Origin of the sequence: Rhodopseudomonas sp. BR0C11, assembly GCF_010820945.1 — a bacterium.
In the GTDB taxonomy this organism is placed as follows: Bacteria; Pseudomonadota; Alphaproteobacteria; order Rhizobiales; family Xanthobacteraceae; genus Rhodopseudomonas; species Rhodopseudomonas palustris_H.
This window is the reverse complement of record NZ_QTKI01000169.1, coordinates 1-9,478: the sequence shown is the minus strand read 5'-3', so window position 1 is coordinate 9,478 and position 9,478 is coordinate 1. Positions and strand designations below refer to the sequence as shown.

Here is a 9,478-nt window from a genome sequence, read left to right as displayed (position 1 = left end):
GTCGGCGAGCTGCGCAACGAGCTGGACGCCACCAGCAGCAAGTCGCCGGACCTCGCCCGTATCCGCAAAGATAAGGCCGCGCTCGAAGACCAGCTGACCCAGGCCCGCGACGAACGCGCCAAGGCGCAGCGCGAGTTGGTGGCACTGAAGCAGCAGGCGGAAAGCTCCTGGGAGACCGAGCGGATGGAGAACGCGCTGCTGCGCGAGCGGATTAACGACATTGCCGCCGAGGTCGCCAAGCTGGCGATCACGCTGGAAGGTCCGGATTCGCCGATCCAGGCGATGCTGACCGCGCCGGCGCCGGCCAAGCCCGCGAAGGGCACCAAGGCCACCAACGGTACCAAGAGCACCGGCGTCACGCCGGTGGTGGCCGGCGGCACGCTGGCCGACCGCATCCGCGCGCTGCAATCCCACGCCTCGCGCGCGCGCCAGACCGGCTGAACCGCGCCACACCCTGCGACGATCTGGGCAAATCTGCCAAAGCCGGGTGTTGCCGCTTGACACCCCCGCCCCGCACTTCGTAAATCGCGCCTCTACGGTGGTTCGACCGGCCGCTTCGCGGCCCCTGTCCCCAACCGGTCCCGGGCGCATAGCTCAGCGGGAGAGCGTTCCCTTCACACGGGAGAGGTCCAAGGTTCGATCCCTTGTGCGCCCACCATTTTCTCAAAATCTGCGAAAGACTTAGCTAGCATTTCCTGCAAGCGGCTTGCTTTCCCATACAGAAATCCGAAACAGAGACTGGCCGTTGCGCAATCGCTCAGATGATATGAAGCGATGCGGCTACGGAGCGTACAACACGACGACGACTTCGTTCTTCTTCGCCCAACGGCTTGCTGAACATATCGAGCGCCCGCTGATTGCCGCGCGTCGCGTATTGGAATGATCGAGGCGGAGCAAGAGGCCGCTAACGCCACGGCCGCGGTGCGGAGTTCAGCGGCTTGCGCCAGAATAAGATCCGCATTCGTCCGAGCTTTTCCGATCAAGGCCCGGCCAAAGAACCGGCTGGCACGCCCACGGCCGCTGTGCAGCCAACACCGACAAGCGCGAGGCGCTCGAACTACTTTTATATCAGTAGCGGGAGTGCGCGTCCCACACGCTCCGGTGCTCGGAATTTGCGCGCATCGAATAGTTGTCTATTTGCGCATTGTTGGGCTTCGTCGCGCTGTGAGGCTGGACGTACGTTCCACCGCTCCGAAAATTTATCGACACCATGGATACGCGGGTTGGCCGACGGCCTGAGCCTCAGCAGCTTCGCTACGTGGGAGGTCATCGGTATCTCTGGATAACTCTTCGTGCGCAGTCCTAGGTTTGTTGGTTCTTCCCAACTCACTAGGAGGGGAACACCTTCAGCCAAGTAACGTTTTAACGAAGCGAAGCCGATTGGTCGAGTTCCGCCCCGTTGAAATCTGCACATCGCTCACCGGACACGTTGATGAGACATTTCCGCTCCGTCTTGGCGCCCATTAAAGGAGAGCGCCGGCTTGCGTTCCCACCTATTGAAGAGGGAGTTGCGTTATGCAAAAGCGCCGCCGTTTCAAGCAATCCTCGTCCTTGTCGGACCGCTTACGTCAGATGATCGAAGGCCTGCGTCTTGAGGCCGAAACTGCTCCGGAATCGGCGCAGGCCGAGCTGAACCGGCGCTTAGCGTCCGCCGAGCAGGCCCTTCGCATAGAAGGATGGCTGACATCGAACGAGCTACGACCACCGAAGTAGATGTCCATATGCCACGGAAGGCGCACGTTTGGATGACAGAGGCTGATGGATTCCTCGTTGCGATCCGCGGACCGGCCATCGGTTCCAAGCTAATCGCTTATGGTCTCGTGGCTAAGTGACCAGTCGGTTCAGCCAATATGCGCGCCATTTCATGCAGAAGCCGCTTTGGTGACGTAGGCTTCCCGACGTTTACGGCTTTGGCGAGGATCGGATCGTTCTCTAGGTCTCGAACGTTATACGCACTGGCGATCAGATAAGGAATTCTCCTCGTCGCCAAGACCTCGGCAACAGGAGTCACGCGCTCGCTTCCCAAATTAACGTCCAGCACAGCGGCGGCGGGACGGTGTGCCGTCAGAAGGTGCAGGGCGTCCGGAACCGTGCTTGCGGGGCCGAGCACGTCGTATCCAGCTTCGAGCAGCGTACTTTCGAGCTGCAAAGCTATAAAAAAATCATCCTCAACGACCAGCACCATTGTCGCTACGGGCAATTTGTTGTCTTCCGTCATTGCCGGTCAATTCGAGGGCACGTCGAGGGTTGCTATCGGTAGAAAGAACCGCACGATGGATTCTGATTACGCAGCCGCTAGTCGCGAAGTTAATTGGTCTTAAGGGCAGTTGCGTCCTTGATGAGCGCAGAAATCGAACCACCCGACCTCTCGATCGCATTTGCCAGCTGCGCCTGGGATAGTTTGAGACGCTTTCGAAGCACCTTGACCTGAATTTTGTCGCTTATATCGACGGACCTGCGGAGATTGGCCGGCTTTGATTTGTGTTTGTTCATGACTGCTCCGTTCGACCTCACGGCAAGAGTTACATGCGCAGGGCATAACCTCGGCGCGGCAGGGGTCGAAGGACACCGCTCCATCAACCTAGCCCAACAATAATCGCACCGCCCTGTTCCTAGCAGTGCGGAGACCCGGGTTTCATGGTGTCGCGTGGCTCCTTTTGTCGCTAGGACATCGGCGCGCTTGCGCGTATGATGGTTTTATCACCGCCCTCACGTTGGCATTTACCGGTGATGAGAACGCCGGTCGCGCTCCCGCCCTGGATGGGAGTGCTCATGTGCAGCCGCTGCAGCAAACTGGACGATATGGTGGCCAGGCTGAAGAGCTTGGGAAACCCTTCGATGGACATGCACATCGATGCATTGGTGCGCGTGACCGTTCGGGACATCGAGCTGCAGAAGCAGAAGTTGCACTGCGATCAGAGCGATACCGTCTTGAAGCCGACATGAATCGTCCGGGAGCCCACGATGTCCGGCGATAACGATGACGACCTGACTAACAGATTGCTGCAGTCGGAAGATTTGAGGGATACTCGCGACTATCTGTCGCGAGGCCGCCTGCTGGCAGACCTGAACGACGCAGAACTCGGGGACAGATGGGTGGGGACCTTCAGAGCCTGGCTTACAAGCGAGGCCGGGTTGGCGCTACGCAACATGAACGATGCCGCAGCCGAGCTGAGACTACGCTCCCTCGACCCCCCTTACGATCGCGTTGCAGGCGAGATGGATTCGATCCAGCGAGCATTCATTCAAATCGCACCGGATGCGAGCCCAGTCACCGTGAATTTGGAGATCGAGGAATTCCTCCGGATGCGCGGAAAGCTGATGGGGTGATCTCGCTTGCTGTGCTTGGCTTCGCCGCTCGCTTGCGCGGCTATCGTCCTGGCAGCAGCTAGCCGCAGCGGGTAATTGATTGACACGGCTTCGAGATAGTGGTCACGTCCAGACCAGCAAAGGCACCTCTGCGCCGCAAAGGTGCGCTCGTGCGACCCTGCCAATGCTGGCGTCGCAACTCTCCCGAAATGTGCAGAATAGCTCCCGGGCCTCGTCTGTAGTGGCATGCCGGAGTGTTTGCAGTTCGCGGCTATTCAGGAGGAATAATTGCAGGTACTCGTCCGCGACAACAATATCGATCAAGCGCTGCGTGTCCTCAAAAAGAAGATGCAACGCGAAGGCGTCTTCCGAGAGATGAAGCAACGACGGTCATACGAGAAGCCTTCCGAGCGTAAGACCCGTGAAAGATCCGAAGCGGTTCGCCGCGCCCGCAAGTTGGCGCGAAAGAAGGCGATCCGCGAGGGATTGCTGCCGGCTCCGCCGAAGAAGAAGCTTGTGGAACGAAAGCCGCCGCTGCCGGAGATCAAAGAGCGCGTCGACTAGACGGCCAGCATCAAGTCGCACGACGCCTTCGGTAGAGTTAGGTCTCTAGAGCGGGCTCAAAGCGTGAGACGTCGCCCCGGCAGACGGCCTCACTCCTTTGTCGGGATTTCTTTTGCTTCTTCTTCCGCCAACAGCTTCAGGATAACCCGCCGCTTGTCGAGATTCGTTTCGGCCCGCAGAAGCTCTCGATAACGTCGGATGTTCTCATTCTTTATGAATTTTTCCATCTCGCCGCCATCCCACGTATTCCTCTCGACGCTATCCGAAGCGCCGAGCTCGATATCGATCAGATGATCTTCTCTCCAGGAATTGAAGGCGTGTCGGAAGAGCGGCAAACCGGCGCGGTCTATTTAGACGGGATAGTCTTCACCGCAGCGCATTGTTCGCACTTGTAAACAAATGACCCTGCGTTCCTGGCCGTCTTTGGGGTGGCGCCGATGTATTGCATCGGCTTCCCACAAAAGGGGCACGTGAGCGGGTCGTAGGGGAAATCCGACATACGACCAACTCTGCTTGAGGCACGGGCAAGCTAACACTCCCCGTATTCGTCCCATAGCAAATTCGTGCAGTACCGCCTTAGACTAAGGATGTTCAGGGGCAGATGCGGCAGCAATCGTCGTTTGAACGAAATTGGGTGCTGCATGAGACTGATGCACGGTCTCGCGGCTTTGACACGCCAAAAGCGGCAAACACCGCCAGACGACCAATACCGCCACGACTAATGGAACGACCCTATTACACGAATGCGGCAAAGTCCGAATCCGCGCGGCTCTGCAGCATCCAAGCGACTTAGATGCAAGCTTCCGCAGAGCGCCGAAAGGTTAAGTTCTGCTGCATCCGATCGATGCGCTCCAGCGGAGGCCGGTCAACTCCTTCTGTAGACTGCGTAGTGATTGACACTCCAGCATCTCTGTAGCTGTCTTCATGTACCGGATTGACCGAACTCGATGATGGGGAACTGCTGCAGCGACTAACTGTGTGCGCAGAACCGTGCGCCAAGCGCAGTCACCTAGCTTCGCCCCCTCTGCGAGCTCATCGTCTCCTCGTCTGCCTACTTCCCTCCGCGCCGCAACGCCGCACAACATCGCACCGCACCAATTGATCCGGCACAATGCGGCCGCAGTGCACGCTCGTTTAGCGACGATTGCAGATGGCGTCTGTCCATCGTCGGGAAGGGAGCGGTCCATGCCTCATACCATCGATCAGAAGATCAACGCGTTGCTCGAGCAGGAGACTTCGCTGCGGCAGTGGCTGGAGCAGATCCGGGCGCTGACCAAGGACGCCCGCGGCGCCACCGTGATTGCCGGACTGACGCAGAAGGAGACCGAGGAGTTTCTACTGCTCAGCCCACTGGTCCGCGCTTTTGACAGCGGTATGACGACCGACCATGCGGCGGCGGTCCGGGCGCGCCATGCCGAGCTGAAGGCCAAGCTCGAAGGCGCCCTGCAGGACAATGCGATCGAAAGCCTGAGCGGCTGGGGCGAAGCGGCCGCGGCCGCCCGCTGAGCCGCCAAGACACCATTGCCAGCACGGATCGTTCGAGACGGCGCGGGCGCGCGCCGTCTCCATTCGGCTGCGCCTATTACAAGCTCGTCAGCAGCCGCCCGGCGGCATGATCGGCTTCGCTGCTCTTAACCCGTCATACGGGGTTCGTTCGCTGATAGACTGCTCGGTCACGCCGAGGCTTGCTTGGCCTCGGCGGTGACGGGGGCGCAGAACTTGTTGGCCAGCCAGGACGACAGCGTCGCCGGCACCAGGCCGACCAGGCCGTACAGCACGAATTGCAAAACGCCGGCATCGGCGCCGCGGTTGCCGTACATCACGGCGGTGGAGAGGAAGCCGATCACGCCGACGATCACCACCCGCCCGCCGGGGCTGACCCGGCGGATGTGGCAGATGATCTCGTCGATCGCCCCCATCATCAGCGCCGGCAACAGGCCGAACAGGTAGCTGTATTGCAGCGACTTGAACAACACGACGAAGAACTTCTTCACTTCGGTCAAATGGGTGTGCGCCCAATAGCCCGACAGATAGGTCGTCGCGAACAACAGCAGCAAGCCGCCGATCAACGGACCGATCGCGGCAAAGATCACGTAGCGCTTCATGCCTGCTCCACCCGCGGCCATGCCCGGCCGCGGCCGACAGGCTACGCTGCCGGCCACCGGTTCGACAACTGTCCGAAACGGGAACGCGCGGGTGGCGCGACCGCGCGCGGTGCTACATTTGCACCGCGATCACGTTCGGGCCGCCGCTGGCGAGGCCGGCGGCGAGCGCGGCGTTGAACTCGTCGGCGGTCGACACGTTCCGCGCCGGGACGCCCATGCCCTTGGCGAGCGCCACCCAGTCGAGGTCCGGCCGGTCCAGCGTCAGCATGTCCTCGGCGCGCTGGCCGGGCTTGCCGGCGCCGACGCCGTCGAACTCGCCGCGCAGGATCTGATACTTGCGGTTGGCGAACACCACGGTGGTGACGTCGAGGTTCTCTCGCGCCTGGGTCCACAGCGCCTGCAGGGTGTACATCGCGCTGCCGTCGCCGACCATGCACAGCACCTTGCGGTCCGGGCAGGCCACCGCGGCGCCGACCGCGACCGGCGGCGAAAAGCCGATCGAGCCGCCGAGGTTCTGCAGCCAGTCATGCGGCGCGGCGGCCGCCGTCGGCGGGAAGAAGCCGCGGCCGGTGGTGATCGATTCATCGATCACGATGCCGTTCTCCGGGATCGCCATCGCGATCGCCTGGGCGATGTTGTCGAGCGTCAGCGCGCCGGTCGGCTTGGCGATCTCGACCAGCTTCTGCGGCGCCGCGTCGCTCGCCTTGGCGCCGAGCGCACCGGCCAGCGCTTCCAGCGCCGCGACCGAATTCTCGCCGACCTCGGTGACGCGATGCGCCTCGCAGCCTTCCGGCTTCAGCAGGCTCGGCTTGTCCGGATAGGCGAAGAACGCCACCGGATCCATCGCCTCGACCAGCACGATGTGGCGGAACTGCTTGAGGATCGGCAGCGCGGCATCGACCACATAGGGAATCCGCTCGATCCAGTAGCGCCCCTGCCCGCGCGCCATCCGGGCGTTGTAGGTCTGGCCCATCACCTTGCAGCCGGTCTTGCCGGCGATCCGCTGCGCCAGCGCGAGGCCGTGCTCGGTGAGCGCAGCGCCGGACAGCAGCAGCAGGGTCGGCTCGCCGGAGCGCAGCACGCGCGCGGCGGCTTCCACCGCCTGCGGCGAATAGGTCGGGCGCTGGCTGTCTTCCGGCACGTCGGCGACGCCGTCGGCTTCGTTCCAGGCGGTGTCGGCCGGCAGGATCAGCGTGGCGATCTGCGCTGGCGAGCTCTTGGCCGCAGCTATCGCGGCAGCGCCGTCGCGCGCCACCGACTTGGCGTCGGGCGAGGTGCGGACCCAGGCCGACATCGGCCGCGCCAAGCCCTCGATGTCCGAGGTCAGCGGCGCGTTGTAATCAATGTGGTAGGTGGCGTGCTGGCCGACGATATTGACGATGCCGGAAGCCGCCTTCTTGGCGTTGTGCAGGTTGGCAAGGCCGTTGGCGAGGCCGGGGCCGAGATGCAGCAGCGTCGAGGCCGGCGTGCCCTTCATCCGATAGTAACCATCGGCCGCGCCGGTGACGACGCCCTCGAACAGACCAAGCACGCAGCGCATCCCCTCGACCCGGTCGAGCGCGGCGACGAAGTGCATTTCCGACGTGCCAGGGTTGGTGAAGCAGACATCGACGCCGCCCTTGACCAGCGTCCGCACCAGACTCTCGGCACCATTCATAGTTTCGCTCCCGATTTGCAATTTGTGCGCCCGATCAATCATTGTTCCATCGCTTCGTCAAAGGGGGACGGCGCGCGGCAGGACTGCGGCGAACGCGTGCGCCGACGTACAGCCGCCGGCTTGCGCAATCGCCGCGATTATGGCCAGTTCGGAGCGAAACGAAGATTGCGAGGTTTCGGAATGGTTCGTCGACTTGCCGCCAGCGCGCTCGCGCTGATCTCGATCGCCACCGCCCTGCCGACCGCCGCTTCGGCGCAAGAGCTCGACCTGCGCTCGGTGATGGGATTCGGACCGTTCTATCGCTCCGGCCCGAGCGCCAATCCGATCCCGCGCGAGACCGTGATGTTCGACGGCAACTATGCCCCGGGCACGATCGTCATAAGCACCCGCGAGCGCCGGCTGTATCTGGTCCAGAGCGACGGCACCGCGTTGCGCTACGGCATCGGCGTCGGCCGCGACGGCTTCCGTTGGTCGGGCACCCACCGCATCACCGCCAAGAAGGAATGGCCGGGCTGGACGCCGCCGGCCCAGATGCTGCGCCGCCGCCCCGACCTGCCCCGCTACATGGCGGGCGGCGAGGACAATCCGCTCGGCGCCCGGGCGATGTATCTTGGCTCGACACTGTACCGGATTCACGGCTCCAACGAGCCGGAAACTATCGGCCAGGCGGTGTCGTCCGGTTGCTTCCGCATGACCAATGACGACGTCAAGGACCTGTACGACCGGGTCCGGGTCGGCACCGTGGTGGTGGTGAAAAACTAAGCCATCCGGGGATCGGCCGCGTGCACAGGCGGCTGCGGCCGAATTGCCGGTTGTGCGCCGGACCGGAATGCGGCAGCCTTTCGTGATGCACTGCGGCGCCCGGCATCTTAGACCTGCGCTCGCGGCGGTCACCGCCGCGATCACGCTCCTCGCGACGGCCCCGGCCGGCGCCGCCGAGGCGACCGACTTCTCCGCCACCCAGCGCAGCGAGAAGACCGACTTCACCGACAGTCAGATCGTCGACGGTTTCTTCCGCACCGCGTTCGGCGCCGAATTCCATCTGGCGGGACGGGTCGACCGGATTCGCAAATACGAGGCCCCAGTGCGGGTCTATGCCGAAGGCGATGGCCAGGCGCATCGCCGCTCCGAGCTCGCCCGGATCGTCTCGGACATCGCCGGCCGGGTCGAGCATCTCGATATCGCGATGACCGACAATCCCGACGAGGCCAACGTCACCGTCCACCTCGTCCGCGACCGCAACCTCGGCAAGACCATCGCGACCTTCTACGGCGAGGAACGCGCCCGCGAGATCCGAGAAAGCCTCGATCCGCAGTGCCTGTCCGGCTTCCGCAAGAACGACCGATACGAGATCGAGCGCTCCGACGTCATCCTCACCATCGACAACGGCGACTTCGTGTTCCGCGACTGCGCCTATGAAGAACTGCTGCAGTCGCTCGGCCCGATCAACGACACCGACAAGGTGCCGTGGACGATGTTCAACGACGACGTCCAGAAGGGCTATTTCGACGTCTACGATCAGTACCTCTTGAACATCCTGTACCACCCGGCGATCCGCCCCGGCATGACCGTGCCGGAGGTCAAAGCCGTGCTGCCCCAGGTCCTCGCCGACGTACGCAGCTACGTCGCCAAGGTGAACAGGCTGACGCGTTAAGGCGTCATCGGACGCTTCGCCAACACATGCAAAAAGATCGGGGCGACCCGGGTGTCCGCGACGATCGGTTCGGCTGCAGCAACCTCCTCCGAGGCCATCGGCTCGCCGAACGCCTCGATCCTGAGCCCTGCCCCGACGATCATCGCGACCCAGGTCGCCAGCGTGCGGTGAAACCGCGGAACCGCAAAC

The 9,478-nt window shown here is 62.7% G+C and carries 10 protein-coding genes, 1 tRNA gene and 2 pseudogenes; 8 read left to right on the top strand and 5 right to left on the bottom strand.

The annotated features are described in order from the left end of the window. From DYI24_RS14365 to DYI24_RS28085, 3 genes and pseudogenes are all read left to right on the top strand, one after another. Nucleotides 1-441 (top strand): annotated as a pseudogene (locus DYI24_RS14365) (hypothetical protein); the annotation flags it as partial. 142 nt (nucleotides 442-583) lie between these two features. Beyond that, nucleotides 584-658, top strand: a tRNA-Val gene (locus DYI24_RS14360). Nucleotides 659-1,515: 857 nt separating this feature from the next. After that, on the top strand, nucleotides 1,516-1,713 hold the full coding sequence (locus DYI24_RS28085) for a hypothetical protein (RefSeq protein ID WP_205523519.1): 198 nt from the start codon (nucleotides 1,516-1,518) through the stop codon (nucleotides 1,711-1,713). A 97-nt stretch (nucleotides 1,714-1,810) separates the two neighbouring features. Here the strand turns inward: DYI24_RS28085 and DYI24_RS14355 are convergent, their stop codons facing one another. Then, complete coding sequence (locus tag DYI24_RS14355) at nucleotides 1,811-2,218, bottom strand: response regulator (RefSeq protein ID WP_164572769.1); 408 nt, start codon at nucleotides 2,216-2,218, stop codon at nucleotides 1,811-1,813. A 746-nt stretch (nucleotides 2,219-2,964) separates the two neighbouring features. Here DYI24_RS14355 and DYI24_RS14345 point away from each other — a divergent pair. Both DYI24_RS14345 and rpsU read left to right on the top strand, forming a co-directional pair. Next, nucleotides 2,965-3,330, top strand: coding sequence for a hypothetical protein (locus DYI24_RS14345; protein ID WP_164572767.1), 366 nt, complete (start codon nucleotides 2,965-2,967; stop codon nucleotides 3,328-3,330). A gap of 267 nt (nucleotides 3,331-3,597) precedes the next feature. Next, on the top strand, nucleotides 3,598-3,873 hold the full coding sequence (rpsU, locus tag DYI24_RS14340) for a 30S ribosomal protein S21 (protein ID WP_164572766.1): 276 nt from the start codon (nucleotides 3,598-3,600) through the stop codon (nucleotides 3,871-3,873). A gap of 89 nt (nucleotides 3,874-3,962) precedes the next feature. Here rpsU and DYI24_RS14335 read toward each other — a convergent pair whose 3' ends face one another. Next, nucleotides 3,963-4,208 (bottom strand): hypothetical protein, encoded by a 246-nt coding sequence (locus tag DYI24_RS14335; protein ID WP_164572763.1) that lies wholly within the window; start codon nucleotides 4,206-4,208, stop codon nucleotides 3,963-3,965. Between the two features lie 850 nt (nucleotides 4,209-5,058). Between DYI24_RS14335 and DYI24_RS14330 the strand changes: the two genes are divergently transcribed. Beyond that, on the top strand, nucleotides 5,059-5,379 hold the full coding sequence (locus DYI24_RS14330) for a hypothetical protein (protein ID WP_107343616.1): 321 nt from the start codon (nucleotides 5,059-5,061) through the stop codon (nucleotides 5,377-5,379). A 167-nt stretch (nucleotides 5,380-5,546) separates the two neighbouring features. On the opposite strand, the gene DYI24_RS14325 is transcribed toward DYI24_RS14330, so the two are convergent. Then, nucleotides 5,547-5,978 carry a DUF5413 family protein gene (locus DYI24_RS14325; protein ID WP_164572765.1) on the bottom strand — a complete coding sequence of 144 codons (432 nt, stop codon included), beginning with the start codon at nucleotides 5,976-5,978 and terminating at the stop codon, nucleotides 5,547-5,549. 112 nt (nucleotides 5,979-6,090) lie between these two features. After that, on the bottom strand, nucleotides 6,091-7,635 hold the full coding sequence (locus tag DYI24_RS14320) for an acetolactate synthase large subunit (protein ID WP_164572764.1): 1,545 nt from the start codon (nucleotides 7,633-7,635) through the stop codon (nucleotides 6,091-6,093). 180 nt (nucleotides 7,636-7,815) lie between these two features. Here DYI24_RS14320 and DYI24_RS14315 point away from each other — a divergent pair, with 180 nt between their 5' ends. Both DYI24_RS14315 and DYI24_RS14310 read left to right on the top strand, forming a co-directional pair. After that, complete coding sequence (locus DYI24_RS14315; protein ID WP_107354806.1) at nucleotides 7,816-8,397, top strand: L,D-transpeptidase; 582 nt, start codon at nucleotides 7,816-7,818, stop codon at nucleotides 8,395-8,397. A 67-nt stretch (nucleotides 8,398-8,464) separates the two neighbouring features. Then, nucleotides 8,465-9,289: a DUF2927 domain-containing protein gene (locus DYI24_RS14310; RefSeq protein WP_246701260.1), complete on the top strand. Its 825-nt coding sequence runs from the start codon at nucleotides 8,465-8,467 to the stop codon at nucleotides 9,287-9,289. Here DYI24_RS14310 and DYI24_RS14305 read toward each other — a convergent pair. Then, nucleotides 9,286-9,478: pseudogene (locus DYI24_RS14305) on the bottom strand (SAM-dependent methyltransferase); the annotation flags it as partial. The gene DYI24_RS14310 and the pseudogene DYI24_RS14305 overlap by 4 nt on opposite strands.